The following is a 25,692-nucleotide window of genomic DNA, read 5'->3' on the forward strand; positions in this document are numbered from 1 at the left end:
ATCCGAGCAGGGCGCCGGATTACTTCTTGCCGCCGAGGCCCAGGCCGCCGAACCTCGAGTTGAAGCGCGACACACGGCCGCCGCGGTCGAGCAGTTGCTGCGAACCGCCGGTCCAGGCCGGGTGGGTGTTCGGGTCGATGTCGAGGTTGAGGGTATCGCCCTCTTTGCCGTAGGTCGAGCGGGTGGTGTACTCGGTGCCGTTGGTCATGACCACTTTGATGAAGTGGTAGTCGGGATGATCGGTTTCTTTGCGCGCCATTGCCATAGTCCTTCTTGCGGCCAGCCAGATCTGGTCAGCCCGCAACGTAAGATCGAGCCTGAATTGATGAATGCGCGCCTATACCTCACTTAAGACCTTGAAACAAGCCGGGGCAAAGGTGCTAAACCGCCCGATGTCGCGATTCCGGAAAAACGAAGGTGTCATGGCCGACCATTCCCAAGGGCAGAATCGCCCCAAGGCTGCGCTCAGCGCTCTGAAGCCGCTCATTCCCTACGGCCTGGCTTACAGGGGACGGATTGCGGCGGCGCTGGTCGCCTTGGCCATGGCCTCTGCTGCTACGCTCGTCGTGCCCATCGCCGTACGTCGGGTCATCGATTTCGGCTTTTCGGAGCAGGGCCGCGCCTACATCAATGCCTATTTCGTCCTCCTGATCGTGGTGGTGGGCGTGTTGGCCCTAGCCAGTGCGCTACGCTACTATTGCGTCATCACGCTCGGCGAGCGGGTGGTGGCGGATCTGCGCTCCGCCGTGTTCCGGCACCTGACTTCCCTCGATCCGGCCTTCTTCGACCAGACCAAGAGCGGCGAGATCGTCTCGCGGCTCACGGCCGACACCACCCAGGTCAAGGCGGCCTTCGGGGTCAGCATCTCGATTGCGCTGCGCAATCTCTTCCTCTTCCTGGGCGCGACCGTGCTCATGATCATCACGAGCCCGAAGCTCTCGGCGCTCGTGCTTCTCGCCATCCCGGTCATCGTCCTGCCCCTGGTCTTTTCCGGCCGCGCCGTGCGGCGGCGCTCGCGGGCGGCACAGGATCGCCTGGCCGATGCCTCGGCCTATGCGGCGGAGGCCATCGGCGCGGTACGGACCATGCAGGCCTTCGGCATGGAAAGCCTCACCGCCTCCCGTTTCGCTGCGGCTGCCGAGGAAGCTTTCGACGCGGCAAGGCTCTCCACCACCATGCGGGCCTTCCTGACCGGCGCTGGCATCTTCCTGGTCTCGGCGAGCGTGGTCGGGGTGCTCTGGTACGGCGCGCAGGACGTCCTGGCGGGAGAGATGACCGGCGGGCGCCTGTCGCAGTTCGTGCTCTACGCGGTCTTTGCCGCAAGCTCTTTAGGCCAGCTCTCGGAGGTCTATGGCGAACTCGCCCAGGCCGCTGGCGCTGCGGAGCGCTTAGGCGAAATCCTCGCCACCAAGCCTGCCATCGAGCGGCCGCGCGATCCCCGGCCCCTGCCGGAGCCGCCGCTCGGCACGGTGGCCTTCGAGGATGTGCATTTCTCCTATCCAACCCGGGCCGACCAGCGTGCGGTCCACGGCCTGAACTTTGCGGTGAGATCCGGCGAGCGGGTCGCCATCGTCGGGCCCTCGGGGGCCGGCAAGAGCACGATCCTGCAGCTGCTGCTGCGCTTCTACGATCCTCAGGATGGAATGATCCGGGTCGACGGGGTGGCGATCCAAGAAGCCGATCCTTTCGCCTTGCGCGCCCGCATGGCCCTCGTGCCGCAGGAGCCGACGATCTTTGCCGCGAGCGTTCTCGACAACATCCGCTACGGGCGTCCGGAGGCCACGGAGGAGGAGGTGCGCCGTGCCGCCGAACTCGCCTCCGCCGACGGCTTCATCCAGGCCCTGCCGGAGGGCTATCGGACGATGATCGGCGAGCGCGGCGTGACCCTGTCGGGCGGCCAGCGCCAGCGTCTGGCCATTGCCCGCGCCATCCTGAAGGATGCCCCGATCCTGCTCCTCGACGAGGCCACCTCGGCCCTCGATGCCGAGAGCGAGCGCAAGGTCCAGACAGCCCTCGACCGGCTGATGGAAGGCCGCACCACCCTCGTCATCGCCCACCGCCTCGCCACCGTGCGCTCCGCCGACCGCATCTTGGTCATGGACAAGGGCGTGATCGTGGAGGAGGGCACGCACGAAACCCTGCTTGCCCAGGGCGGCCTCTATGCCCGCCTCGCCCGGCTCCAGTTCACGAGCGCGCACGAGCGCATCGCGGCGGCGGAGTAGGACGGTGCCTTAAAAAGATGCATGTCGGCGGGCTGATTTCCCCCGCGCCGATCCCATCTGATTTGAAGAGTGGCGTCGGATCGAAGACAGCTTTTGGGACTGGCCGGGAGCTCAGCCATGGGCGTCAGCAGGAGACATCCCCAGGACTCGACCCGCATCAACGTCCTTGAGCCATGGGATCTCCAGTACTGGTCCGACCGGTGGAACGTGCCGCGCCAGCACGTGGTGGACGCCATCCGCCGCGTCGGCGATCAGGTCCACGATGTCGCGCAGGCTTTGGGGAAGATGTAGGCGGAACTCCTGTAGCGTATCGTCTGGTCGGATCTGGCGCGACAGTGCGGGCGTGATAAACAGGGCCCATGCCCGATCTTTACCCTCCTATTGAGCCCTACGATTCCGGCATGCTCGATGTGGGAGACGGGCATCGCGTCTATTGGGAGACCTGCGGGAACCCGGCCGGAAAGCCCGCCCTCGTTCTCCATGGCGGTCCCGGTACCGGCTGCACCGCGAATGCGCGGCGCTATTTCGATCCGAGCGCTTACCGCATCGTGCTGTTCGATCAGCGCGGTAGCGGACGGAGCGTACCACATGCCAGCTCTTCGGACGTCGACCTCTCCACCAACACGACCGCCCATCTCATCGCCGATATGGAGCGTCTGCGGCGGCATCTCGGGATCGGGCAATGGCTGGTGCTGGGCGGATCGTGGGGCTCGACCTTGGCACTGACTTATGCCGAACAGTATCCCGAGCGGGTCACCGAAATGGTGCTGTTCAGCATCGCCACCACCACGGCCTCGGAAATCGAGTGGATCACCCGCGGTGTCGGAACGTTCTTCCCCGAGGCATGGAGCCGGTTTCGGGCGGCCGTCCCGGAGGCGGATCGGGACGGAAGCTTCGTCGAGGCCTATCATCGCCTCCTCATGCATCCCGATCCCGTCGTTCACGAGAAGGCGGCGCGGGACTGGTGCGAGTGGGAAACGGCCATCGTCGCAGTACATCCCGGACACAAGCCCCATCCCCGATACGAGGACCCGGCCTTCCGGCTGGGCTTCGCGCGCCTGGTGACCCATTACTGGCGCCACCGGGCCTGGCTTGAGGATGGCGCTCTGGTGCGGGATGCGCACCACCTTGCCGGCATCCCCGGCATCCTGATTCATGGCCGCCTGGATCTTGGCGGGCCTCTCGCCACTCCCTGGAATCTTCAGCGGCATTGGCCGGGCAGCGAGCTGATTGTCGCCGGCGAGGCCGGGCACGATGCGCGCGATCCCGGCATGACGGAGAGCATCGTCGCTGCAACGGATCGGTTCGCGTGAACTCAGCCTCTCAAATTTAACGCTCCGTCAGCTTCAGCTCGATGCGTCGGTTGCGGGCAAAGGCTTCTTCCGTGGTGCCGTTGTCGAGCGGCTGGAACTCGCCGAAGCCGGCAGCGACGAGATGCTGGGGCTGGACGCCGCGGGCGATCAGGGCTTGCACGACGGCGATGGCGCGGGCAGAGGACAGGGCCCAGTTCGACGGGAATTGCGGCGTGTTGATGGGGCGCTGGTCGGTGTGGCCGTCGACGCGAATCACCCAGGGGATGTCGGGCGGGACCTGGCGCTCCAGCTCGACCAGGGCAGAGGCGATGCGATCGATCTCGCCGGAGGCTTCCGGACGCAGGAAGGCCTGGCCTGCCGGGAAGAGCACTTCGGACTGGAACACGAAACGGTCGCCTACGATGCGCATGTCGGGGCGGTTGCCGAGGATCTGCCTCAGGCGCCCGAAGAAATCGGACCGGTAGCGGGCAAGCTCCTGTACTCGCTGGGCCAACGCCACGTTGAGGCGGCTGCCGAGATCGGCGACGCGGGCCTGGCTTTCCTTGTCCCGGTTTTCGGAGGCGGAAAGCGCTTCCTCCAAGGCCGCGAGCTGGCGGCGCATAGCGGCGATCTGCTGGTTGAGGATCTCGACCTGGCTGAGAGCCCGCCCGGTAGCCTGACGCTCGGTTTCGAGTTGCGTGCCCAGCTCCTGCGCCTGGACCTGCGCCGCGCCCCCGCTGTCCAGGAGTCCCTGCAGGCGCGCCCGCTCGGCCTCGTTGGCCCGCAGTGTCGTCTGCAGCGAGGCCACGGTATCCTCGGTATTGCGCCGGTTCGAGCGCTCGAGCGAGAGAAGATCGGTCAGTTCGGAGATTTGGCGGTTCAGACGGTCGAGCACGGTGTCGCGGCCCGAGAGTTCGCGGGACAGGAAGAACTGGCCGACGGTGAAGACCGAAATCAGGAAGATGATGGCGAGCAGCAGCGTCGACAGGGCGTCCACGAAGCCCGGCCAGTAATTGATCTGGCCCCCGCGTCCGCGCCGCCGTCCACCCGCGCTCGAGATCGGCATCAGGGCAGCCTTTCATGGGCAATGCGATCGAGGACCTGTTTCAGCTCCTTTTCGCGGGCGGCCTGGGCCTCGACCCAGTCGCGGATCATCTGCTGCTCCGCCCGCATATGCTGGACGAGGCCCTGGACGCCCTCGGCCAGGTTGGCCATGGCCTGGGTCGCGGCCCGGCCGCCTGCACCGTCATTGACGGCGGCGGTCAGCCGGTTGAGCGCCACCGTCAGGTCATGCTGGGTGGCGCCGGTGCGCAGGGTCGTATCGGCGGGCGTGTCCATGGTGGAGATGGCCAGCCAGTCCTCCAGCTCCGTGTAGAAGCGGCTCTGGGCCTGGCCGGCCTGAAGGTCGAGGAAGCCGAGAACGAGGGAACCCGCCAGACCGAAAAGGGAGGCGGAGAAGGACAGACCCATGCCCTGCAGGGGTCCGGCGAGTGAGTTCTTCAGCTCGTCGAAGAGAACGGCGGAATCCTGGCCGGTGCGGAGCGAGGAGATGATGCGCCCGACCGAGCCCACGGTATCGATGAGGCCCCAGAAGGTGCCGAGCAGGCCCAGGAAGACCAAGAGGCCGGCGAGATAGCGGACGATCTCGCGGCTTTCGTCGAGGCGCGCGCCGATGGAGTCCAGGACAGACCGTGTCGCCGCAACGGAAAAGCCGGACTGGCCCGGTCGATTGCCGAGGAGAGCCGCCAGAGGCGCCAGCAGGACCGGCGGGGAGGGGGCGACAAGCCCTTCTTCGGTCTGCCGCAGGGTGCTGACCCAGCGCACCTCGGGAAAGAGCCGCCAGACCTGCCGGATCGCGAGCACGATGCCGATGAACATCACGCCCAGAATCAGGGCATTGAGGCCGGGATTGGCCTGAAAGGCTTCCCAGATCTGCCGATAGAGGATGAAGGCGACAAACCCTGCCAGAACCAGGAAGACCGCCATGCGGATCAAATAAATCCGCGGTGGGGTAAGGGGTTGGTCCGCCATTGTTATCCTGTGCATTCGTGCTTCGGGCCTGAACCAATGTGACCGCGCCTGTCCGAAGGATCAAGCGCGACCATGGCCGTCTTCAACCTGCACGAACAGAAATCTCACCCCTTGGCTTTTTTCAGGAGCTTGAGCAGCTCGCGGTGCATGACCTCGTTCCCGCAGGCGATCGAGCCCTTGGCGAGCGGATCACTGCCGCCGTCCGCGTCGGAAACGAAGCCGCCCGCCTCGCGGATCATCAGGATGCCGGCGGCGATATCCCAGGAGTTCAGGCCTCGCTCCCAATAGGCGTCGAAGCGTCCGCAGGCCACATAGGCGAGGTCGAGGGAGGCAGCGCCCCAGCGGCGCATGCCGCCCACGTTGCCCATCACGGAGGCGCATTCGCGCAGGAAGAGGCCGTGATCGCCCTTGCCGATATGGGGCAGACCGCAGGCCACGACGGCGTCCGGCACCTCGGTTCGGGCCGCCACGCGGATGCGGCGGTTGTTGAGATAGGCGCCCTTGCCGCGCTCGGCGATGAAGAGCTCGTCCTTGGCCGGATCGTAGATCACGCCGGCGACGATCTGGCCGTCACGCTCCAGGCCGACGGAGATCGCGAATTGCGGCAGGCCGTGCAGGAAGTTCGTGGTGCCGTCGAGCGGGTCAATATGCCAGCGATGGCTCGGGTCGGTGCCTACGACGACGCCTTCCTCCTCCATGATGAAGCCGTATCCGGGACGCGCCTTTTCGAGCGCCTCGCGCAGGATCTTCTCCGCCTTGCGGTCGGCGGCCGAGACGAAATCGCCCGGGCCCTTTCGAGAGACCTGCAGGTTCTCGACCTCGCCGAAATCGCGCTTGAGCGAGCGCGAGGCCTTCATCACGGCATCGGTCATGACGGTCATGAGGGGCGAACGGATCATGGGGCAGGTCCTGGCAAAGAGCAATTTTCAAAGAGAAGTGTGGTCGATGGACCACGGGACGGTTTGCGTCAAGCGGGTGGTCAACCGAGCAGCTGCGCGAATGATCCCGATGCTCTCGGGTTTTCATGCGCTCAGCGCATGCCGAGGCGTTCCGCCGCCAGTTTCTCGGCGCGCTTGCGATCCTCGGCGCTCATGTCCTTGAGCGCGTCGTCGAGCCAGGGATCCGCGAGGCCCTGAGCGGCGGCCAGAATATGCCAGGCCGCCGCATCGACCTTGTTGGCGGGCACGCCGCGACCGGCGACGAGGAGGCGGGCCAGGCGGTTCTGGGCGATGGCGTTGCCCTTGGCGGCAGCCCGGCGGAAATAGCGCGCGGCCTGGGATTCGCTGGCCTGAACCCCGTCTCCGTTGAAGAGCAGGATCGCGTATTCCACCTCACCGACCGAACTGCCGTTGCGGGCGGCCCGCTCGAAAAGGCGCGCGGCTTCGGATGCATTCTGGGTAACGCCCCGGCCCTTGAGGTAGAGCACGCCGAGGGCATGCTGCGCGTCCGGAATCTCAGCCGCGGCCGCCTTCTTCAACAGCTCGACGGCCTTCTGCAAGTCTGCGTCGTTGCCGCTGGTCAGAAGGAGCAGGGCAAGGTTGTGAGAGGCCAGCGGGTTGCCCTTCGCGGCAGCCTGTTCGAGCCAAGCCCGGCCCTGCGCGGCGTTCTTGGCCATGCCGCGCCCGTCGAGGGCCATGAGTCCGAGGGAGGCGAGCGCATTGGCGTCGCCGCGCCCTGCTGCCAGACGGTACCATTCCGAGGCCTTCTTGGGGTCCATGGCGACGCCGAGGCCCTGATTGTAGAGCTCGCCCAGGAGGGTCATGGCGGCGGCATCGTTGTTGTTCTTCTCCAGCCGCAGGTTCGCCTCGCGGAAGGCTGTCTGATAGAGGCCGCGCTGATAGGCGCCAAAGGCGAGATCGGGTCCCGCCGCATGGCTTGACGTTGCGGACGCCGCCAGAAGAGCGCCGCCGATGATCCAGGACAACCGCATCAGCGCGATGCCTCCTGCCGCTCCAGGATCTCCACTGCTGCCTTCAACGCGGCAGCGGGACCGTCCGGATGAGACCAGACCGCATCGCCCAGGGCAACGAACTCCGCGTTCGTGGCCGCCAGGGCCTCGACCGTGTCGAGGCTCGGGGCATAGGCAACGCAGGGCGTCTCGAAGATCTCGGCCCACCAGGAGGCCCGCTCCACTACGCTCTCCAGGGAGGGGAGGGATCCGTCGGGACGGGGTTCGCCGAAGAGCAGGTAATCGGCTCCGGCTTCCCCCAACATCATGGCGTCGTCCTTGGTGCGGATCACGCCGACCCCGATGGCGCGCTCGGATTTTAGACGGTCGCGCAGGTCGCGCACGCGGGCCGGATCGCCCGGAACATGGACGCCGTCGGCTCCGCCCCGGGTGGCGACATTCGCGAGATCCGCCTTGCCCTCGACCGAGACGAGCACGGCTGCCCCATGCTCCTGCGCCAAGGGAGCCAGAGCCTTCACCTGATTGGTGAGGCCGCGCTCGTCGGCGAAGGCGAGCCGCAGCAGGACGGCCGCGACAGTGCCGGTTTCGCAGGCCTCGACGAGGCGGGGTGCGAAGGAGGCATCCTCCAGGACGGGGGTGATGAGGTAGAGGCGGGCGGCGGTATCGGCCATGGATCACGGGTCACGAAAAAGGAAAGACAGAGTTCCCATAACGAAAACGGGGCCATCTTGCGAGGTCCCGCTTGTCGATCATGATTAAGGCGAAAGCCCGATCGATGAATGACGCTCCCGCTTTCGTCATGACCGTCCCCGGACTTGATCCGGGGATCAGTCCCCGGCCATCCCGATTAGGAAAAACGCGGCGCCTCTCGAAACGAGATCACTGGCACAGGGCCGGTGATGACGTGGCGGGTTTATCGAGGGTCGGAACCACCTTTACTCCGCCGCCTGACGGCTCGCGCCGAAGGTCGGGTCGAGCTCGCCGGAGGCGTAGCGCTTGGCCATCTCGGCCGGCGTGAACACGCGCTTGATCTTGGAGGCCTGGCCGGCGGTGTTGAACTCCTGCAGGCGCTGCTTGCAGAGCTTGGTCATTGCCTCCATGGCGGGCTTCAGATACTTGCGCGGGTCGAACTCGCCCGGGTTCTCGGTCAGCACCTTGCGGATCTGGCCGGTCATCGCCATGCGGTTGTCGGTGTCGATGTTGATCTTGCGCACGCCGTGCTTGATGCCGCGCTGGATCTCTTCCACCGGCACACCCCAGGTCGGCTTCATCTGGCCGCCGTACTGGTTGATGATGTCCTGCAGGTCCTGCGGCACCGAGGAGGAGCCGTGCATCACCAAGTGGGTGTTCGGGAGCTTCTTGTGGATCTCCTCGATCACGTGCATGGCGAGGATCGCGCCGTCGGGCTTGCGGGTGAACTTGTAAGCGCCGTGCGAGGTGCCCATGGCGATGGCGAGTGCATCGACCTTGGTCTCGGCCACGAACTTCACGGCTTCGTCGGGGTTCGTCAGCAGCTGGTCGTGCGAGAGCTTGCCCTCGGCGCCGTGGCCGTCCTCGGCCTCGCCTTCACCGCTCTCCAACGAGCCGAGCACGCCGAGCTCACCTTCCACCGAGATGCCGCCGAGATGGGCCATCTCGACCACCTTCCTGGTGACGCCGACATTGTAGTCCCAGTCGCCCGGGGTCTTGCCGTCGGCCTTGAGCGATCCGTCCATCATCACCGAGGTGAAGCCGGCCTGGATCGCCGTCATGCAGGTGGCGGGCTCGTTGCCGTGATCGAGATGCACGCAGACCGGAATATGCGGATAGATCTCGGTGACCGCGTCCATCATGTGCTTGAGCATGACGTCGTTGGCATAGGAGCGCGCACCGCGGCTCGCCTGGATGATCACCGGCGCATCGACCTCGCCCGCCGCCGCCATGATGGCGAGCGCCTGCTCCATGTTGTTGATGTTGAAGGCAGGCACGCCATAGCCTTGCTCGGCGGCGTGATCCAGAAGCTGCCTCATGGTGATGCGAGCCATTTCGTCCTCCTTATTGGGCGCGTTCTTTTAAGCGCGCCGAAACTGAACCGTAGCTTAAGCGAACTTGGGAGCGCGTTTCCCCTACGAGGAGGGGTTAACCCCCTCGCCGGAGAACGGTCCTTCAAGCTCTCAGCGCTTCCACGCCGGGCAGCGACTTGCCCTCGAGCCATTCGAGGAAGGCGCCGCCTGCAGTCGATACATAGGTAAAGTCGTCCGCAACGCCAGCGTGGTTGAGGGCCGCCACCGTATCGCCGCCGCCGGCGACGGAGACGAGCTTGCCTTCCTTGGTGCGCTGGGCCGCATGGCGGGCTGCCGCCACAGTGCCCTGATCGAAGGGTGTGATCTCGAAGGCGCCGAGGGGACCATTCCACACCAGCGTCGCGGCATCATTGATCGCAGCCGAAATGCGCTCGACCGATTGAGAGCCCACGTCCAGGATCATCTGATCCTCGGGGATCGCATCGATGCCGTAGGTGTGGTTGTGCGCGCCGGCCTTGAACTCGTAGGCGCAGACGCCGTCGACGGGCAGGATGATGGCGCAGTTGGCTTCCCGGGCCTTGTCGATGATGCGCATGGCTGTCGCCGCCAGATCCTTCTCGGCCAGCGACTTGCCGATGCCGAGACCCGTGGCGTGGACGAAGGTGTTGGCCATGCCGCCGCCGATGACGAGGGCATCGACCCTGGTCACGAGGTTTTCGAGCAGGTCGATCTTGGTCGAAACCTTCGCGCCGCCGACGATGGCGACGAGCGGGCGCTTGGGCGCCTCGAGGCCCTTGGTCAAGGCATCGAGCTCCGCCTGCATGGCGCGGCCGGCATAAGCGGGCAGCACACGGGCGAGGCCTTCGGTCGAGGCATGGGCCCGGTGCGCTGCCGAGAAGGCGTCGTTGACATAGAGATCGCCGAGCTTCGCCAGCTCCTGAACGAAGGCCGGATCGTTCTTCTCCTCACCCGCGTGGAAGCGGGTGTTTTCGAGAAGAAGCACATCGCCGTCCTTGAGAGAGCGGACGGCCTGGGCGGCGCCTTCGCCGATGCAGTCATCGGCGAAGGCCACGGGCTTGTCGAGATGCTTCGAAACCGCTTCCGCGACAGGCTTCAGGGATTCCTTGGGATCGCGTCCCTTCGGGCGTCCGAAATGGGCGAGAAGGATCACCTTTCCGCCCTTGTCGGCGATTTCCTGGATGGTGGGAAGCACGCGCTCGATGCGCGTCGCGTCCGTCACCCTGCCGTTCTCCATCGGGACGTTGAGGTCCACCCGGACGAGAACGCGTTTTCCCTTGACCTCTGCCTGGTCGAGCGTGCGGAAGGCGGTCATGAAGCGGCCTCCCTTAGATGAGCTTCGCCATGGCGACGGCGGTGTCCGCCATGCGGTTCGAGAAGCCCCACTCGTTGTCGTACCAGGACAGCACACGCACGAAGTTGCCCTCCATCACCTTGGTCTGATCCAGGTGGAACACGGAGGAATGCGGATCGTGGTTGAAGTCGGACGAGACGTTCGGCTGGTTCGTGTAGCCGAGGATGCCCTTCAGCGGGCCATCGGCAGCAGCCTTGATCGCGTCGTTGATCTCTTCCTTCGTGGTGTTCTTCTTGGCGACGAACTTGAAGTCGACCACGGAGACGTTCGGGGTCGGCACGCGGATCGACGAGCCGTCGAGCTTGCCGTTGAGGTCGGGCAGGACGAGGCCCACCGCCTTGGCGGCGCCGGTCGAGGTCGGGATCATGTTCAGGGCCGCCGCGCGGGCGCGGTAGAGGTCCTTGTGCATCTGATCGAGGGTCGGCTGGTCGTTGGTGTACGAGTGGATCGTCGTCATGAAGCCCTTCTCGATGCCGACCGCATCATGAAGCACCTTCGCCACGGGGGCGAGACAGTTCGTGGTGCAGGAGGCATTCGAGATGACGACGTGATCCTTCGTCAGCTTATCGTGGTTGACGCCGTAGACGACCGTGAGATCGGCGCCATCCGCGGGAGCCGAGACGATGACGCGCTTGGCGCCGGCGGTCAGATGCGCCGAGGCTTTCTCCCTCGAGGTGAAGATGCCGGTGCATTCCATCGCGATATCGACGCCGAGTTCCCGATGCGGCAGGGTCGCCGGATCCTTGATGGCCGTGACCCTGATCTTCTGGCCGTTGATGACGAGGAACTCGCCGTCGACCGCGACGTCGGCCGGGAAGCGGCCATGGACGGAGTCGAAGCGGAGCAGGTGAGCGTTCGTCTCGACCGGACCGAGATCGTTGATGGCAACCACCTCGATGTCCTTGCGGCCACTCTCCACGATGCCGCGGAGGATGTTGCGTCCGATGCGACCGAACCCGTTGATCGCGACCTTCACCGTCATAGTCGTAGCTCCCTTGTGTAACGAGGCCTAAGGTCTTCTCGAGCCTCAGAGATTATGTGTCCGGAGAACCTTTTCCGCCACGGCCTCGGGGGTGATGCCGAAGTGCTTGTAAAGGTCCTTGTAGGGCGCGCTGGCGCCAAACCCATGCATGCCGACGAAAATTCCGTCAGGGCCGATGACCGAATCCCAGCCGAAGCGCACGGCCGCCTCGACCGCAACCTTGATCGGCGCATCGCCGATGATGCGGGCGCGGACTTTCTCGGGCTGAGCTAGGAAAAGGTCGAGCGAAGGCACCGATACAACGCGTACGGCGAAGCTTTGTTCATCGAGAAGCTTCTGAGCCGCGAGCGCGATCTCGACCTCGGAGCCCGAGGCGAAGATGGTCGCGCGGGCCTTGCCGTTGGCGGGCGAGAGCTCGTAGGCGCCCGTGGCCGAGAGGTTGGCGGTGCCGCCATCCCGGCGGACCTGCGGCAGATTCTGGCGGGTGAGTGCCAGGGTGCTCGGTCCATCCGTACGCTCAAGGGCGAGCTGCCAGGCTTCCGCCGTCTCGATGGCGTCCGCCGGGCGGAACACACGCATCTTCGGCATGGAGCGAAGAGCCGCCAGATGTTCCACCGGCTGGTGGGTCGGGCCGTCCTCGCCGAGGCCGATCGAGTCGTGGGTCATCACGTAGATCGCCGGAATGCCGGCGAGCGCCGCGATGCGCATGGCGGGACGGGCATAATCGGTGAAGACCAGGAAGGTCGCGCCCGCCGGCACGTAGCCGCCATGGAGCGCGATGCCGTTCATGGCCGCCGCCATGCCATGCTCACGAATGCCGTAATGGATGTAGCGGCCGGCGTAATTGCCGGGCGAAACGGCGTTGAGGTTCTTGGTCTTGGTGTTGTTGGAAGGGGTCAGGTCCGCCGAGCCCAGCACCAGTTCCGGCACGGCCTCGGTGATGACCTCGAGCGCGATCTCGCTCGCCTTGCGGGTGGCGACGTTCTGCGGCTCGGCCACGAGCCTGTCCTTCAGCTTGGCGATGGCATCGGCCAACCCTTGCGGACGCACGCCCGTCGCACGGCGCTCGAATTCCGCGCGCTTGTCGGCGGGAAGAGCCTTGAGACGGTCCGCCCAGGCCTTGCGCAGGCGGCGGCCCTTCTTGCCGGCTTTCGCCCAGGCGTCGCGGATATTGTCCGGGATCTCGAAGGGCGCGTGGCTCCAGCCGAGCGCAGTCTTGGCTCCGGCGAGTTCCTCGGCGCCGAGCGGCTCGCCATGCGCCTTGGAGGTGCCGGCCTTCTTCGGGGCGCCGTAGCCGATGGTGGTCTTGCAGGCGATCAGGGTCGGCTTGTCCGACTTCTGGGCGCGGGCAACGGCGCGCTGGATCGCCTTCGGGTCATGGCCGTCGATACGGACCGCATTCCAGCCGCAGGCCTGGAATCGCTTCACCTGGTCGACGGAGTCGGAGAGCGTCAGGGGGCCGTCGATGGAGATGCCGTTGTCATCCCACAGGACGATCATGCGGTTGAGTTTCAGGTGGCCGGCGAGCGCGATCGCCTCATGGCTGATGCCCTCCATCAGGTCGCCGTCGGAGGCGAGCACATAGGTGTAATGGTCGACGAGATCGTCGCCGTATTCGGCGTTCAGCATGCGCTCGGCGAGGGCGAAGCCCACGGCGGTGGCGATGCCCTGGCCGAGCGGGCCCGTGGTGGTCTCGACGCCGGGCGTCATGAAGTTCTCAGGATGGCCCGGGGTCTTGGAATCGAGCTTGCGGAAGTTCTTGAGCTCGTCGATGGTCACGCCCTTCACGCCCGTCAGGTGCAGGAGCGAGTAGAGCAGCATCGAGCCGTGACCAGCCGAGAGAATGAAGCGGTCGCGGTCGGGCCAGGTCGGGTCCGTGGCGTCGTATTTCAGGAACTTGGTGAACAGCACGGTCGCCACGTCGGCGGCGCCCATGGGCAGGCCCGGATGGCCGGACTTGGCTTGTTCGACGGCGTCCATGGCGAGGACGCGCACGGCGTTCGCCAGATCGGAATGGGTGACGCGATCGGCGGAGACGGTATCTTGCACGGCGAGATCCACAAGTCTTGAGGGCCCCGCAACGGGGCGGTCTGTCCGGAAAAGGCGTGGGCTCCTTAACACGCAGGCTGGGCGAGTCAAAGACTGGAAGGGCGTAATCCCCTTAGGACCGTCGGCCGCGACGCCTGCGGATTCCGACGCCCAGTCCCTTAAGAGCGTATCGTCAATGCGGAAAACCGGGTCCACTTTTCCGCACGATGCGCTAGTGTCATCCGCGATTCAGGAGGCATGATGGCGCCCACACTCGAGGAAGCAATGAAGCGGCTGGATATGGCCTTGGGGCTTCTCGAGGCATCCGTCTCCCGTCGTCTGGAGGCCGAGAAGCGGCGCGGCGGCCTGGAAACCGAGCTCCAGCTCATGCAGGACGACCGGGCCCGCCTCGCCGTGGAGCTCGACGGCGCACTGACCCGGCTTCACCGCTTCGAGGCGGCGGCCGATGATGTCGGCCGCCGGGTCCGCCAAGCCATCGGCGCCGTCCAGACCGTTCTCGCTCAGGCCGGCCAGCTCGAGCCGGAGGAGGGATAGGCGATGCCCCAGGTGAGCGTGACGATTGCCGGAAAAACATACCGCATGGCCTGCGCCGAGGGCGAGGAGGGGCATCTCGAAGGTCTGGCCGCCGCCTATGACACCCGGATCGAGCAGATGCGCACTTCCTTCGGCGAGATCGGCGACCTGCGCCTCCACGTGATGGCGGCCATCGCCCAGGCGGACGAACTGCATGAGACGAAAAGGCGGATCGCTGCGCTGGAATCGGAAGTGGCGATGCTCAACAGCGTCAACGCCTCCAGGGACGAACGCCTCGAACGGATCGAAGCCCGGCTCGCCGAGGGCGTCCAGATGGCGGCCGAGCGGATCGAGGGCTGGCGCGCAGCCTGAACGGGGCCGGGCAGGGTTAGCCCTCGTGCCTCATGTATCCCGGACGCCGTCGGGCGATCCGGGATCGGGGGCAGGATCAGGCATTCTTCTCGTCCGGCGATCCCGGTTTCTGGTGCACAGCCCCGGGATGACGGGATCATGGATCAAGCTTGATAAGCGAGCCGGTGCTGGCGCTGCCGGAGCTGGGCCAACAGCTCCACATAGGGCTCTCGCCTCTCGCGATGGGCGGTCTCGATCTTCTTCCTGATGGAACTCTTCAGCTCCTGGTCGGTCAGGTTCCTCTCGACCTTGTCCAGTTCGACTTCATGCTCAAAGTCGATGTTGCCGAGCATGTGCAGCACCTCCCGCATCATGGAATCGACACTGGGAGAGGTTTCGCAGTCTTTACGATGGAGTTCGTTATATTTGTTGTGTTTCAGATGAACCATGTTTCCTCCGATGATGGATGGCGCATCCCCTACCGGAGCAGTGGAGAATATTTCTGCGGCCAAGGCCAGCCCGTAATGTCCCGGAGGGAAGAACTGCTTCGTCTGTTGGATAACAAAGATTTCAGGACGCCCGACTTTTCCCCTTCCAACAGGCCCCCAAGCTCCCTACATAGAGAAGGCGGGGCTGCGGGGCGCGTTAGGAGTTCATATTCCCCGGGGCCTTATCGATCCTGAAGGGAGCTGTCCCTGACCCGGTCCCTGGACCGGGATATACGGCGCCCACCTACTTTGTAGGTTCCCGGGATCGCTTCTCCGACGGCTTTTCGTGGCTCCGCACCTTATGCAATCTCCCCCCCCTTCCGCATTGAAAGAGCGCCTGCGCGGCGAGGTTTTCGCGCGTCGTGACGCCCTCGACGGCGCTTTTCGCGAGGACGCCGCGCACCGCATTGCCAGGCGTGCCCTCGCCCTTTCCGAATTTCGAGACATCACGCCGGTCGGGGCCTATTGGCCGATCCGCAGCGAGGTCGATCCGCGTCCGCTCATGGAGGCGCTGATCGCGCGCGGGCAGGATGTCGCCCTCTCCCAGATCCTCCATCCTCACTTGAGCTGGCGCCTCTGGCGGCCCGGCGATGTTCTGGTCAAGGGCGGCTTCGGCGTGCGCGAGCCCGGCCCCGATGCGCCGGAGATCTTCCCCAAGGCGCTGCTTGTTCCCCTGGTGGCCTTCGACCGCAGGGGCGGGCGCATCGGCTACGGCAAGGGGCACTTCGACCGGGCCATCGCGGCGCTGGAAGCGCAGCACCCGGTCTTGACGATCGGGCTCGCCTATGCGGTTCAGGAGATCGACGATGTGCCGGTCGAGCCCCACGATCGGCTCCTCGATATTATCATCACCGAAGCCGAACTCGTTCGGACGACTTCCGCGTAAGGACCCATCATGCGTCTTCTCTTCCTCGGCGACATCGTCGGGCGCCCCGGCCGTAACGCCGTGATCGAGCGCCTGCCCGGGCTTCGCGACCGCTGGCAGCTCGACTGCGTGGTCATCAACGGCGAGAATTCCGCCGGCGGCTTCGGCATCACCGAGGCGATCTGCGACGAGATCCTCAATGCGGGCGCCGATGCCATCACGCTCGGCAATCATTCCTGGGACCAGCGGGAGACGCTCGTGTTCATCGAGCGCCAGCCGTGGCTGCTTCGCCCCGTGAACTACCCGCCGGGAACGCCGGGGCGCGGCGCGAACCTCATCGACACCCGTACCGGACACAGGGTTCTCGTCGTCAACGTCATGGGCCGCCTCTACATGGACCCGCTCGACGATCCCTTCGCGGCAATCGACCGGGAGCTCGAAACCTGTCCCCTGGGTCAGGTCGCCGATGCGATCATCGTCGACGTCCATGCCGAGGCGACGAGCGAGAAGGAGGCCATGGGCCATCATCTCGACGGGCGCGCGAGCCTCGTCGTAGGCACCCACACCCATGTGCCCACCGCCGATCACCGGGTGCTGCCGGGCGGCACGGCCTACATGTCGGATGCGGGCATGTGCGGCGATTACGATTCCGTGCTCGGCATGCAGAAGGAGGAGTCGATCCGCCGCTTTCTTCAGAAAACCCCGGGCACCCGCCTGGAGCCGGGCCTGGGCGAAGGCACGCTCTCCGGCATTGCCGTCGAGACCGACGACCGTACCGGGCTCGCCAAACGGGTGGCTGCCGTACGGCTCGGTCCCAACCTGGAAGAAACCTGGCCCCGTTTCTGGGATTGAGTGGCGCCCTCTGACGTCATGGCCGGGCTCGTCCCGGCTATCCCGATACGGTGAGGCGCAGCGCTTTTCCGACTGAGATCACCGGCACAAGGCCGGTGATGACGTGGGGTTGGGTGGAAGGGACGCTCTTGATAGCGCACGACTCTCTTGGCGTGGAGCGTCGCCGTTCCCATCTCTCCCGTCACGGAGGAGATCGGTGGACGCCAAGACAGACACGACCGGCGCGAGGAAAAGCCCCTATCGCGAGGAGAGCGAGTTCCACCGGGCGCACCAGCACCAGAGCGCCTCCGCGGTTCTGCGCGCCGTGATCGATGAGGCCGAGGGCGAGACGATCTCCATCGGGGCGATTATCGAAGCCTTCGGCGAGCGCGCCTTCGGGTTCGTGCTGATCCTGTTTTCCCTGCCCAATTGCGTCCCGGCCCCGCCCGGCATCGCCGGCATCGTGGGCACGCCGGTCCTGATTTTCGGCATCCAGATGATGCTCGGGCATACCCGGCCCTGGCTGCCGGGCTTCATCCTGCGGCGCACGGTTTCGCTGTCGAAGTTCAAGCGCCTCATCGACATCGCGGAGCCCAAGCTCCAGAAGCTCGAGAGCTTCTGCAAGCCCCGTCTGCTCCAGCTCTTCGGCCCCTTCGGGGATCGGGTGGTCGGGTTCTTCGCCTTCCTGGTCGCCGTCTCTGTCCTGATTCCGTTCCCGGGCACCAACTTCCCGCCCTCCATCGCGCTGGTCATCGCCTCCATCGCCATCATGGAGGAGGACGGGTATCTCCTGATCGTCGGCTACCTCATCGGCCTGGCGGGTCTCGCCTATACGGTCACGGTGCTGGGCGCCTCCTATCACCTCATCCTGGCGGCCATTCACAACCTGCCGTCCTGGTTCGGGTTTTAAGGGCTTTGCCTGAAGCCCTTCGCCGCCTTATAAGCCTGCCATCGTCAACTTTTCCGGCCTGATGGGCGCTTGAAGTGCAAGCTGCCCTCGGTCGAACTTTCCGGAGGCCGCCATGGCCGGGCATTCACAGTTCAAGAATATCATGCACCGCAAGGGCAAGGTGGACGCGGTGCGGTCCAAGGTGTTTTCCAAGCTCGCCAGGGAAATCACGGTGGCGGCCAAGATGGGCATGCCCGATCCCAACATGAACCCGCGCCTGCGTGCCGCGATCCTCGCCGCCCGCGCCGAGAACATGCCCAAGGACAACATCCAGCGCGCCATCAACAAGGCCTCCGGCGGCGACGCGGAGAACTACGACGAGATCCGCTACGAGGGTTACGGCCCCGGTGGCGCCGCCATCATCGTCGAGGCCATGACCGACAACCGCAACCGCACCGCCTCCGACATCCGCTCCTACTTCACCAAGAGCGGCGGCAATCTCGCCGAAACCGGCGCCGTCTCCTTCATGTTCGACCGGGTCGGTTACATCGAGTTCGGCCCCGAGGCGGCGGATGCCGACGCCGTGCTGGACGCTGCCATCGACGCCGGTGCGGACGACGTGGTCTCCTCCGAGAACGGTCATGAGATCTATTGCGACCAGGGCTCCCTCAACGAGGTGACCAAGGCGCTCGAGGACAAGTTCGGCGAGCCGAAGGCCTCGAAGCTCGTCTGGAAGCCCCAGACCCCAGTCGCCGTCGACGACGAGACCGGCGAGAAGCTCATGAAGCTGATGGAGTCGCTGGAGGAGCACGACGACGTCCAGAGCGTCTACGGCAACTTCGAGCTCTCGGAAGCCCTCATGCAGAAGATGGCCGAGTAATAAACCGTTCGTCATGGCCGGACTTGATCCGGCCATCCACGCCTTAGCATGGTAAGAAGACGGGGATGCCCGGGGCAAGCCCGGGCATGACGGTGGAGAATAGTCTTTGAGCGAACGCGTCCGGATCCTCGGCCTCGACCCTGGCCTGCGCAACACGGGCTGGGGCGTCATCACCATCGAGGGGACGAAACTCTCCTTCGTGGCTTGCGGGGTCGTGACCTCGGACGGGGACCTCGACCTGGCCTTGCGGCTCAAGCAACTCCACGATCGCATCACGGACGTGATCAGGACCTGGACGCCCGACGAAGTGTCCGTCGAGGAGACTTTCGTCAACAAGGACGCCCAGGCGACCCTGAAGCTCGGCCAGGCCCGCGCCATGTCCCTGCTGGTCCCGGCCCTCCACGGCCTGCCGGTGGCGGAATACGGCGCCAACCAAGTCAAGAAGACCGTGGTGGGCGTGGGACACGCCGACAAGGACCAGGTTCAGGCCATGGTGAAGATCCTGCTGCCCAAAGCCGACTTCAAGAAAGCCGACGCGGCCGATGCCCTCGCCATCGCCATCGCCCACGCTCATCACCGCAAGGCCCGCGCTTTGGCGGCGAGTTACTAATTTGTTACAGAAATACCTATGTCATTCCGGGGCGGCGGAGCCGAGCCCGGAGCCCATGAACATTGGCGTGGCAGAATGAAGAGCCGTCAGCGGTTATGGATCCCGCCTTCGCGGGGATGACGGTGGAGGGGGTAAGAAACGTGATCGGCAAACTCAAAGGCGTGGTGGATTCCTACGGCGAGGATTTCGTGATCCTCGACGTGCACGGGGTCGGCTATGTGGTCCATTGTTCCTCCCGCACGCTCCAGAACCTGCCGCCCACCGGCGAGGCGGCGACCCTGTCCATCGAGACCCACGTGCGCGAGGACATGATCCGCCTGTTCGGTTTCCGCTCGGATTCCGAGCGGGAGTGGTTCCGGCTGCTCCAGTCGGTCCAGGGCGTCGGCTCCAAGGTGGCCCTCGGCATCCTCTCGGTGCTCGATCCCGGCAGCCTCGCCACGGCGATCGCCACCGGCGACAAGGCTTCCGTGGCCCGTGGTCCCGGCGTCGGCCCCAAGCTCGCCCAGCGCATCGTCTCCGAACTCAAGGACAAGGCTCCGGCCTTCGCCGCCGTCGATCCGGCCCTCATCCGCCTTACCGGTGCGGTGGAGGACAGGAGCGCGCCTGCGCCAGTGACGGACGCCATCTCGGCCCTGGTCAATCTCGGCTATCCCCAGGTCCAGGCCTCTGCCGCCGTGGCCGCCGCCATGAAGCAGGCCGGTGACGAGGCGGAGGCCAAGACGCTCATCCGGCTGGGCCTGCGGGAGTTGGCGCGGTAAGCGTTACGCAGCGCGCATGTTCCTGTTTTGATCTTATTAAGAATGGCGTATTAGAGCCTGATCGCTTATATGAAGCCTCTGGAAGGTAAGCCTCTTTGACCGATTCCCGCCGACTGCTCAGCCCTGAAAAGCGCGAGGACGATGCTGATGCGTCGATCCGGCCGCTCTCGCTCGACGATTTCACGGGTCAGAAGGCCGCGCGGGCCAATCTCCAGGTCTTCATCGATGCGGCGAAGGCGCGCGGCGACGCCTTGGATCACGTGCTCTTCGTCGGTCCTCCAGGGCTAGGGAAAACCACGCTGGCGCAGATCGTGGCGCGTGAGCTCGGCGTCAATTTCCGCTCGACCTCCGGCCCTGTGATCGCGAAAGCCGGCGACCTCGCGGCCCAGCTGACCAATCTCGAAGAGCGCGACGTGCTCTTCATCGACGAGATCCACCGCCTCAACCCGGCCGTGGAGGAAATCCTCTATCCCGCCATGGAGGATTACCAGCTCGATCTGATTATCGGCGAAGGCCCGGCCGCGCGTTCGGTGAAGATCGAGCTGCCGAAATTCACCCTGGTGGGCGCCACCACCCGTGCGGGCCTGCTTACTACCCCGTTGCGCGACCGCTTCGGCATTCCGATCCGGCTCGAATTCTACACTGTCGACGAGCTGGAGCTGATCGTGCGCCGCGGCGCACGCGTGCTCGGCCTCGGCATGAGCGAGGAGGGCGCCAACGAGATTGCCCGCCGCTCCCGTGGCACGCCCCGCATCGCCGGGCGGCTCCTGCGCCGGGTGCGCGACTTCGCCATCGTCGATGGCGTCCAGACGGTGTCACGCGATCTCGCCGACCGATCCTTACGCCTCCTCGACGTCGACCCCATCGGCCTCGACCTCATGGACCGCAAATACCTGACCATGATCGCCAACTCCTTCGGCGGCGGCCCGGTCGGCATCGAGACCATCGCGGCGGCGCTCTCCGAGCCGCGCGACGCCATCGAGGACATCATCGAGCCCTACCTGATCCAGAAGGGCTTCGTGCAGCGCACCCCGCGAGGGCGCATCCTCACGCCCCACGCCTTCAAGCACCTGGGCATTCCCGAGCCGACCCGCGAGACCGCGGCGCAGTTCGGGCTGTTCAACGGGGACGGGGATGAGTGAGGCCCATCTCTCCGGCTTCATGCGGGACGGCGCACATCATCTTCCCCTCCGGGTCTATTACGAGGACACAGATTTTTCGGCCCGCGTCTATCACGCGAGCTATCTCCGCTTCATGGAGCGCGGACGTACCGAGCTGCTACGGGCGGTCGAGGTGGCCCAGTCGGATTTGCATACCGATATGGATGGGCTCGCCTTCGTGGTCCGCAGGATGAATATCGACTTCCTCGGTGGGGCCGTCATGGACGATGTGCTCACCATCGTGACGCGCCCGAAGGAGATGCGCGGTGCCTCGATGACGCTCGCCCAGGAGGTCCGGCGCGGCGACGAGGTGCTGGTGACGGCCGACGTGATGGTCGCGGCCGTCCGGGGAGGGCGGGCCGTGCGGATCCCGGACGAGCTTCGGGCAGCACTGACGGTCAACCCATAAGCTTAGGCCGTGCCGTATGGGCAGGGCGCGCATGAGCCCTGCCTCAAGTGCATGCCAGCCAGAATTTCATATCAATTTCAGGGGATTCCGCCCTTCGGTGGTCCTTCGGCGGTACCCTTAAACCAGACCTTAACCTTACTCTGTGCCTAACAGGTAACGGTCTGAGACGATCTCGCGTCTTGTTACCCTGTGCCCTTACTTTCGACAGATTCAGGGGCGAACGAGCAGTAATACAAGAACAGATTTTCCTAGACCATTCTGCGGTGGGCCTTGGACCGCTTCCCAAGGCTGCTCGAAGAGCGAGGACGAGAATTATGAACCCGGCTGATGTGGCCCAGGCCGCTCCTGTGGCCCACGACCTGTCCTTCTTTGGCCTGTTCTGGCAGGCCCATTTCATCGTCAAGCTCGTGATGCTGGGTCTGCTCGCGGCCTCCGTCTGGTGCTGGGCCATCATCATCGACAAGACCCTGCTCTATGCCCGTACAAAGCGCGCCATGGACCGCTTCGAGGACGTATTCTGGTCCGGCCAGTCGCTCGAGGAGCTGTTCCGCTCCCTCCAGAGCCGCCCGGCCACGGGGCTCGCGGCCGTCTTCGTGGCCGCCATGCGCGAGTGGAAGCGCTCCTTCGAGGGCTCGGGCCGCTCGTTCCAGAGCCTGCCCCAGCGCATCGACAAGGTGCTCGATGTGACCATCCAGCGCGAGGTGGAGCGGCTCAATTCCCGCCTGACGGTCCTGGCCTCCATCGGCTCGGCCGGCCCCTATATCGGTCTCTTCGGCACGGTCGTGGGCATCATGAATTCCTTCACGTCCATCGCGGCCTCCAAGAACACGAGCCTTGCGGTCGTGGCGCCCGGCATCGCGGAAGCGCTGTTCGCCACCGCCATCGGCCTGTTCGCGGCGATTCCGGCGGTGCTCGCCTACAACAAGCTGCAATCGGAAGTCGGCAAGCTGCAGACACGGCTCGAGGGCTTCGCCGACGAGTTCTCGGCCATCCTGTCGCGCCAGATCGACGAGCGCATCGGCCATGCGGGTCACCACCCCGCCAACGCTGCGTAAGGGGAGCTCGGCATGGCCATGATGGCAGGGGCAGCAGGAGGCGGGGGACGCCGCCGCAGGCGCTCCCGGACACCGGGCGCGATTAACGAGATCAACATGACGCCGTTCATCGACGTCATGCTGGTGCTGCTCATCATCTTCATGGTGGCTGCCCCCATGATGACGGCCGGCGTGCCGCTCGACCTGCCGCAGACCAAGGCCGCGCCGCTGAATTCCGATGCGACACCGGTGACGCTCTCCATCAAGGCGACGGGCCAGGTGTTCCTCGGCGAGACCGAACTGGTGGACGAGGCCATCGTCGGCAAGCTCGCGGAAGCGGCGAAGTCGGGCTTCGACGAGCGCATTTTCGTGCGCGGGGACAAGAAAGTGGATTACGGCCGCGTCGCGCAGGTGATGTCGATCGTGACCACGGCGGGCTACAAGCGCGTCGCCCTCGTGACCGAGGTCGACCAGCGCTGAGCGGAATGAGGACAAGGGGCAAACACACGTGGCGTTGAAGCTGAAATTCAACACCTCCGAGCCGGGCCTTTGGGTCTCGGGCGTCACGCATGTGTCGCTGCTGGCGGCCGCCTTGATCGGCCTCTCGGTCGGTGTCGAATTCCCCGAGGCCCAGGAAGGTATCCCGGTCGAGATCATCACCGACAACCAGCTCTCGCAGATCACCAAGGGCGAGACGAACGCCAAGGCCCCGCAGCCGAAGCCCCGCGCCGAGCGTGTCGCCGACAAGACCGAGCTGAAGGATCCGGGCGAGGACAAGCGCGATGCGCCGGCTCCTCCCAAGCGTCCGGCCGAGATGAAGGTCGCCGAAAAGGAAGAGCCGGTGGCCGCCCAGCCTCCGCCGCCCGCGCCGCCGACCCGCTCACAGGAAGAGAAGGCTGCCGCCGAGGCCAAGGCCGAGGAAGAAAAGAAGCTGGTCGAGAAGGCTGAAGCCGAGGCCATCGAGAAGGCGAAGGCAGCCGAGCAGGCGAAGATCGAGGCCGAAGCCAAGGCGAAGGCGGAAGCGCAGGCCAAAGCCAAGGCTGAAGCCGAAGCGAAAAAGATCGCCGAGGCCAAAGCGAAGGCCGAGGCGGAAGCCAAGGCGAAAGCGGACGCCGAGAAGAAGCTTGCCGAAGCGAAGGCCAAGGAAGAAGCCGAGGCCAAGGCGCGCAAGGAAGCCCAGATCGCCAAGAAGCTCGACATGGGCGACCTGAAGCAGTTCCTCGACAGCAAGGAAAAGAACCAGTCCACCGGGGCGACCGGGGCGGAGGTCCAGAAGACTGCCGCGCTCGGCACCGCGACGGGATCGGCGGCGAAGCTCTCCCCGAGCCTGCGCGATGCGCTCATCGGTCTCTTGGTCTCGCAGATCGAGCGATGCTACAGCGCTCCGATTGCGGCTTCGGGCGGCCAAGTCACGGCTCCCATTCTCGATATCCGTCTGAACCAGGACGGGTCGCTCAGCACTGAGCCCAGGATTCTCCAATCGGGGAGCAGCTCGACCGATCGTGCGGTTGCCGATGCGGCTGTTCGAGCCATTCGCAAGTGCCGCCAGTTCGAGATCCCTGCGAAGTTCGTCCCGTATTACGCGGACTGGAAAGTATTGAACGTCCAGTTCGATCCTCCTCTCTCTTAAAGCCCATCAAGCTTGAGACATCACCTCATGATCACTCGCTTCGTATCCCGTCTTCTTGTCGCGCTGGCCGTTGTCGTGCCCATAATGGCGCTGGCTCCTGCCGCCCAGGCGCAGCTCTCGTTCCGCGTCGGACCGGGCGGACAGTTCCAGCCCATGCCGATCGCCATTGCCGATTTCTCCGGGGAGGGCGATCTCGGGCAGCGCGTGTCCGGCATCATCACCAACAACCTGCAGCGCTCGGGCTATTTCGCGCCGCTCGACAAGTCGCGTTTCCCGGAGCGCCCGTCCTTTGACGCCGCGCCGCGCTTCGACGCCTGGAAGATGGCGGGCGCCCAGGCGCTCGTCACGGGCCGCGTCTCGCGCGATCCGTCGGGCCGTCTTCGCGCGGAGTTCCGCCTGTGGGACATCGAGTCGGGCCAGCAGCTCACCGGCCAGCAATACGTCACCGACGCCAACTTCTGGCGCCGCGTCGGCCACATCATCTCCGATGCGGTCTACACCAAGGTGACGGGCTTTGGCGGCTTCTTCGACACGCGCATCGTGTTCGTCGATGAATCGGGACCGAAGGAGAACCGCCGCAAGAAGCTCGCGATCATGGATCAGGACGGTGCGAATGTGCGCTACCTGACGCAAGGCGACACCTCCGTGGTGACGCCGCGCTATTCTCCCGCGACCCAAGACATCACCTACTCGGCTCAGGTCGAAGGCCAGCAGCCGCGCGTCCAGGTGATCAACCTGGAGACCGGCTCGCGCCAGGTGCTCGGCAACTTCCCCGACATGGCCTCCTCGCCGCGCTTCGCGCCGGACGGGCAGCGCATCGTCCTGAGCCTGCAGCAGGGCGGCAACGCCAACATCTTCATGATGGATCTGGGCTCGCGCGCCACCACGCGCCTGACCTCGACTGCCGCCATCGACACCTCGCCGTCGTTCTCGCCGGACGGCAGCCAGATCGTGTTCGAGAGCGATCGCGGCGGCAAGCAGCAGATCTACGCCATGAACGCGGACGGCTCGAACCAGCGCCGCATCTCCTTCGGCGACGGCTCCTACTCGCAGCCGGCCTGGTCGCCGCGCGGCGACTACATCGCCTTCACGAAGCAGCGCGCGGGCGGCTTCGCCATCGGCATCATGAAGCCGGACGGCTCGGGCGAGCGCATCCTGACGGAAGGCTTCCACAACGAGAGCCCGACCTGGGCGCCCAACGGCCAATACATCCTGTTCTTCCGCGATCCGGGCGGACAGGCCGGCGGCAAGCTCTACATGGTCGACATCACTGGCCGCGTCGAGCAGCCCGTGCCGACCCCGTCCTTCGCGTCCGACCCGACCTGGTCGCCGCTGTTGAGCGAGGCGCGGTAGCACGCGCCTATCCTGATCGGGGTCACCGGCACAAGGCCCGTGACGACGTTGCGGGTGCAGG

28 protein-coding genes and 1 other RNA gene are annotated in these 25,692 nt (G+C 65.4%); 18 read left to right on the top strand and 11 right to left on the bottom strand.

Annotated features, from left to right (window positions below):
• Positions 1–19 precede the first annotated feature (19 nt).
• Positions 20–259: a 50S ribosomal protein L31 gene (rpmE, locus tag ACD578_RS25380; protein WP_192926275.1), complete on the bottom strand. Its 240-nt coding sequence runs from the start codon at positions 257–259 to the stop codon at positions 20–22.
• A gap of 163 nt (positions 260–422) precedes the next feature.
• Here rpmE and ACD578_RS25385 point away from each other — a divergent pair, with 163 nt between their 5' ends.
• The 3 genes from ACD578_RS25385 (at position 423) to pip (ending at position 3,535) form a co-directional block, all read left to right on the top strand.
• Positions 423–2,222, top strand: a complete 1,800-nt coding sequence (locus tag ACD578_RS25385; RefSeq protein ID WP_404289582.1) for an ABC transporter transmembrane domain-containing protein — start codon at positions 423–425, stop codon at positions 2,220–2,222.
• 117 nt (positions 2,223–2,339) lie between these two features.
• A complete protein-coding gene (locus ACD578_RS25390; RefSeq protein ID WP_404289584.1) occupies positions 2,340–2,513 on the top strand; it encodes a DUF3606 domain-containing protein in 174 nt (57 codons plus the stop codon).
• Between the two features lie 68 nt (positions 2,514–2,581).
• Positions 2,582–3,535: a prolyl aminopeptidase gene (gene pip / locus ACD578_RS25395; RefSeq protein ID WP_404289586.1), complete on the top strand. Its 954-nt coding sequence runs from the start codon at positions 2,582–2,584 to the stop codon at positions 3,533–3,535.
• A 16-nt stretch (positions 3,536–3,551) separates the two neighbouring features.
• Here pip and ACD578_RS25400 read toward each other — a convergent pair whose 3' ends face one another.
• The 9 genes from ACD578_RS25400 to tkt form a co-directional block, all read right to left on the bottom strand.
• On the bottom strand, positions 3,552–4,580 hold the full coding sequence (locus ACD578_RS25400) for a peptidoglycan -binding protein (protein WP_404289588.1): 1,029 nt from the start codon (positions 4,578–4,580) through the stop codon (positions 3,552–3,554).
• The gene (locus ACD578_RS25405) at positions 4,580–5,545 is read right to left on the bottom strand and encodes a flagellar motor protein MotA (RefSeq protein WP_404289590.1); all 966 of its coding nucleotides are present in this window, start codon (positions 5,543–5,545) and stop codon (positions 4,580–4,582) included. The genes ACD578_RS25400 and ACD578_RS25405 overlap by 1 nt, the downstream gene beginning before the upstream one ends.
• 104 nt (positions 5,546–5,649) lie before the next feature.
• Entirely contained in the window at positions 5,650–6,444 is a 795-nt protein-coding gene (locus ACD578_RS25410; protein ID WP_152711576.1) for an inositol monophosphatase family protein, read from the bottom strand.
• Positions 6,445–6,575: 131 nt separating this feature from the next.
• Entirely contained in the window at positions 6,576–7,475 is a 900-nt protein-coding gene (locus ACD578_RS25415) for a tetratricopeptide repeat protein (RefSeq protein ID WP_404289592.1), read from the bottom strand.
• Positions 7,475–8,125, bottom strand: a complete 651-nt coding sequence (locus ACD578_RS25420; RefSeq protein WP_404289594.1) for a thiamine phosphate synthase — start codon at positions 8,123–8,125, stop codon at positions 7,475–7,477. Before ACD578_RS25420 ends, ACD578_RS25415 begins: the two co-directional genes overlap by 1 nt.
• Positions 8,126–8,389: 264 nt before the next feature.
• The gene (gene fba, locus ACD578_RS25425) at positions 8,390–9,478 is read right to left on the bottom strand and encodes a class II fructose-bisphosphate aldolase (protein WP_152711573.1); all 1,089 of its coding nucleotides are present in this window, start codon (positions 9,476–9,478) and stop codon (positions 8,390–8,392) included.
• Positions 9,479–9,599: 121 nt separating this feature from the next.
• Positions 9,600–10,790 carry a phosphoglycerate kinase gene (locus ACD578_RS25430; RefSeq protein ID WP_404289596.1) on the bottom strand — a complete coding sequence of 397 codons (1,191 nt, stop codon included), beginning with the start codon at positions 10,788–10,790 and terminating at the stop codon, positions 9,600–9,602.
• Positions 10,791–10,803: 13 nt separating this feature from the next.
• Positions 10,804–11,811: a type I glyceraldehyde-3-phosphate dehydrogenase gene (gap, locus tag ACD578_RS25435; protein WP_152711571.1), complete on the bottom strand. Its 1,008-nt coding sequence runs from the start codon at positions 11,809–11,811 to the stop codon at positions 10,804–10,806.
• Between the two features lie 45 nt (positions 11,812–11,856).
• Entirely contained in the window at positions 11,857–13,791 is a 1,935-nt protein-coding gene (gene tkt / locus ACD578_RS25440; RefSeq protein ID WP_404294051.1) for a transketolase, read from the bottom strand.
• 306 nt (positions 13,792–14,097) lie between these two features.
• Between tkt and ACD578_RS25445 the strand changes: the two genes are divergently transcribed.
• Positions 14,098–14,394: a DUF4164 domain-containing protein gene (locus tag ACD578_RS25445; RefSeq protein ID WP_404289599.1), complete on the top strand. Its 297-nt coding sequence runs from the start codon at positions 14,098–14,100 to the stop codon at positions 14,392–14,394.
• A gap of 3 nt (positions 14,395–14,397) precedes the next feature.
• Positions 14,398–14,745, top strand: a complete 348-nt coding sequence (locus tag ACD578_RS25450) for a cell division protein ZapA (protein WP_404289601.1) — start codon at positions 14,398–14,400, stop codon at positions 14,743–14,745.
• Positions 14,746–14,888: 143 nt separating this feature from the next.
• On the opposite strand, the gene ACD578_RS25455 is transcribed toward ACD578_RS25450, so the two are convergent.
• On the bottom strand, positions 14,889–15,173 hold the full coding sequence (locus ACD578_RS25455; protein WP_404289603.1) for a hypothetical protein: 285 nt from the start codon (positions 15,171–15,173) through the stop codon (positions 14,889–14,891).
• Between the two features lie 178 nt (positions 15,174–15,351).
• Between ACD578_RS25455 and ssrS the strand changes: the two genes are divergently transcribed.
• From ssrS to tolB, 13 genes are all read left to right on the top strand, one after another.
• Positions 15,352–15,509, top strand: a non-coding RNA gene (ssrS, locus tag ACD578_RS25460) — 6S RNA.
• A gap of 4 nt (positions 15,510–15,513) precedes the next feature.
• Complete coding sequence (locus ACD578_RS25465; protein WP_404289605.1) at positions 15,514–16,098, top strand: 5-formyltetrahydrofolate cyclo-ligase; 585 nt, start codon at positions 15,514–15,516, stop codon at positions 16,096–16,098.
• 9 nt (positions 16,099–16,107) lie between these two features.
• A complete protein-coding gene (locus tag ACD578_RS25470) occupies positions 16,108–16,929 on the top strand; it encodes a TIGR00282 family metallophosphoesterase (RefSeq protein WP_404289607.1) in 822 nt (273 codons plus the stop codon).
• A gap of 196 nt (positions 16,930–17,125) precedes the next feature.
• Positions 17,126–17,818: an exopolysaccharide biosynthesis protein gene (locus ACD578_RS25475; RefSeq protein ID WP_404289609.1), complete on the top strand. Its 693-nt coding sequence runs from the start codon at positions 17,126–17,128 to the stop codon at positions 17,816–17,818.
• A 112-nt stretch (positions 17,819–17,930) separates the two neighbouring features.
• Complete coding sequence (locus ACD578_RS25480; protein ID WP_404289611.1) at positions 17,931–18,677, top strand: YebC/PmpR family DNA-binding transcriptional regulator; 747 nt, start codon at positions 17,931–17,933, stop codon at positions 18,675–18,677.
• Positions 18,678–18,783: 106 nt separating this feature from the next.
• Positions 18,784–19,287, top strand: coding sequence for a crossover junction endodeoxyribonuclease RuvC (ruvC, locus tag ACD578_RS25485; RefSeq protein ID WP_152711563.1), 504 nt, complete (start codon positions 18,784–18,786; stop codon positions 19,285–19,287).
• A 140-nt stretch (positions 19,288–19,427) separates the two neighbouring features.
• Positions 19,428–20,045, top strand: coding sequence for a Holliday junction branch migration protein RuvA (gene ruvA, locus ACD578_RS25490; protein ID WP_162002973.1), 618 nt, complete (start codon positions 19,428–19,430; stop codon positions 20,043–20,045).
• Positions 20,046–20,140: 95 nt separating this feature from the next.
• Entirely contained in the window at positions 20,141–21,187 is a 1,047-nt protein-coding gene (gene ruvB / locus ACD578_RS25495) for a Holliday junction branch migration DNA helicase RuvB (protein WP_404289614.1), read from the top strand.
• A complete protein-coding gene (gene ybgC / locus ACD578_RS25500) occupies positions 21,180–21,614 on the top strand; it encodes a tol-pal system-associated acyl-CoA thioesterase (protein ID WP_404289616.1) in 435 nt (144 codons plus the stop codon). The genes ruvB and ybgC overlap by 8 nt, the downstream gene beginning before the upstream one ends.
• 314 nt (positions 21,615–21,928) lie before the next feature.
• Positions 21,929–22,669, top strand: coding sequence for a protein TolQ (gene tolQ / locus ACD578_RS25505; RefSeq protein ID WP_152711561.1), 741 nt, complete (start codon positions 21,929–21,931; stop codon positions 22,667–22,669).
• 12 nt (positions 22,670–22,681) lie between these two features.
• Positions 22,682–23,128, top strand: coding sequence for an ExbD/TolR family protein (locus ACD578_RS25510; protein WP_404289618.1), 447 nt, complete (start codon positions 22,682–22,684; stop codon positions 23,126–23,128).
• A gap of 34 nt (positions 23,129–23,162) precedes the next feature.
• Positions 23,163–24,278 carry a cell envelope integrity protein TolA gene (gene tolA, locus ACD578_RS25515; RefSeq protein WP_404294053.1) on the top strand — a complete coding sequence of 372 codons (1,116 nt, stop codon included), beginning with the start codon at positions 23,163–23,165 and terminating at the stop codon, positions 24,276–24,278.
• Positions 24,279–24,305: 27 nt separating this feature from the next.
• Positions 24,306–25,631: a Tol-Pal system beta propeller repeat protein TolB gene (gene tolB, locus ACD578_RS25520; RefSeq protein ID WP_404289620.1), complete on the top strand. Its 1,326-nt coding sequence runs from the start codon at positions 24,306–24,308 to the stop codon at positions 25,629–25,631.
• Positions 25,632–25,692 lie beyond the last annotated feature (61 nt).

It is taken from the genome of Microvirga sp. RSM25, assembly GCF_044784385.1.
GTDB classification, from domain to species: Bacteria; Pseudomonadota; Alphaproteobacteria; order Rhizobiales; family Beijerinckiaceae; genus Microvirga; species Microvirga tunisiensis.

What these genes read in the sequence shown, in the direction of transcription:
- rpmE (WP_192926275.1), bottom strand. Translation starts at nt 259, where the DNA reads ATGGCGCGCAAAGAAACCGATCATCCCGACTACCACTTCATCAAAGTG.
- ACD578_RS25385 (WP_404289582.1), top strand. Translation starts at nt 423, where the DNA reads ATGGCCGACCATTCCCAAGGGCAGAATCGCCCCAAGGCTGCGCTCAGC.
- ACD578_RS25390 (WP_404289584.1), top strand. Translation starts at nt 2,340, where the DNA reads ATGGGCGTCAGCAGGAGACATCCCCAGGACTCGACCCGCATCAACGTC.
- pip (WP_404289586.1), top strand. Translation starts at nt 2,582, where the DNA reads ATGCCCGATCTTTACCCTCCTATTGAGCCCTACGATTCCGGCATGCTC.
- ACD578_RS25400 (WP_404289588.1), bottom strand. Translation starts at nt 4,580, where the DNA reads ATGCCGATCTCGAGCGCGGGTGGACGGCGGCGCGGACGCGGGGGCCAG.
- ACD578_RS25405 (WP_404289590.1), bottom strand. Translation starts at nt 5,545, where the DNA reads ATGGCGGACCAACCCCTTACCCCACCGCGGATTTATTTGATCCGCATG.
- ACD578_RS25410 (WP_152711576.1), bottom strand. Translation starts at nt 6,444, where the DNA reads ATGATCCGTTCGCCCCTCATGACCGTCATGACCGATGCCGTGATGAAG.
- ACD578_RS25415 (WP_404289592.1), bottom strand. Translation starts at nt 7,475, where the DNA reads ATGCGGTTGTCCTGGATCATCGGCGGCGCTCTTCTGGCGGCGTCCGCA.
- ACD578_RS25420 (WP_404289594.1), bottom strand. Translation starts at nt 8,125, where the DNA reads ATGGCCGATACCGCCGCCCGCCTCTACCTCATCACCCCCGTCCTGGAG.
- fba (WP_152711573.1), bottom strand. Translation starts at nt 9,478, where the DNA reads ATGGCTCGCATCACCATGAGGCAGCTTCTGGATCACGCCGCCGAGCAA.
- ACD578_RS25430 (WP_404289596.1), bottom strand. Translation starts at nt 10,790, where the DNA reads ATGACCGCCTTCCGCACGCTCGACCAGGCAGAGGTCAAGGGAAAACGC.
- gap (WP_152711571.1), bottom strand. Translation starts at nt 11,811, where the DNA reads ATGACGGTGAAGGTCGCGATCAACGGGTTCGGTCGCATCGGACGCAAC.
- tkt (WP_404294051.1), bottom strand. Translation starts at nt 13,791, where the DNA reads ATGGACGCCGTCGAACAAGCCAAGTCCGGCCATCCGGGCCTGCCCATG.
- ACD578_RS25445 (WP_404289599.1), top strand. Translation starts at nt 14,098, where the DNA reads ATGATGGCGCCCACACTCGAGGAAGCAATGAAGCGGCTGGATATGGCC.
- ACD578_RS25450 (WP_404289601.1), top strand. Translation starts at nt 14,398, where the DNA reads ATGCCCCAGGTGAGCGTGACGATTGCCGGAAAAACATACCGCATGGCC.
- ACD578_RS25455 (WP_404289603.1), bottom strand. Translation starts at nt 15,173, where the DNA reads ATGGTTCATCTGAAACACAACAAATATAACGAACTCCATCGTAAAGAC.
- ACD578_RS25465 (WP_404289605.1), top strand. Translation starts at nt 15,514, where the DNA reads ATGCAATCTCCCCCCCCTTCCGCATTGAAAGAGCGCCTGCGCGGCGAG.
- ACD578_RS25470 (WP_404289607.1), top strand. Translation starts at nt 16,108, where the DNA reads ATGCGTCTTCTCTTCCTCGGCGACATCGTCGGGCGCCCCGGCCGTAAC.
- ACD578_RS25480 (WP_404289611.1), top strand. Translation starts at nt 17,931, where the DNA reads ATGGCCGGGCATTCACAGTTCAAGAATATCATGCACCGCAAGGGCAAG.
- ybgC (WP_404289616.1), top strand. Translation starts at nt 21,180, where the DNA reads ATGAGTGAGGCCCATCTCTCCGGCTTCATGCGGGACGGCGCACATCAT.
- tolQ (WP_152711561.1), top strand. Translation starts at nt 21,929, where the DNA reads ATGAACCCGGCTGATGTGGCCCAGGCCGCTCCTGTGGCCCACGACCTG.
- ACD578_RS25510 (WP_404289618.1), top strand. Translation starts at nt 22,682, where the DNA reads ATGGCCATGATGGCAGGGGCAGCAGGAGGCGGGGGACGCCGCCGCAGG.
- tolB (WP_404289620.1), top strand. Translation starts at nt 24,306, where the DNA reads ATGATCACTCGCTTCGTATCCCGTCTTCTTGTCGCGCTGGCCGTTGTC.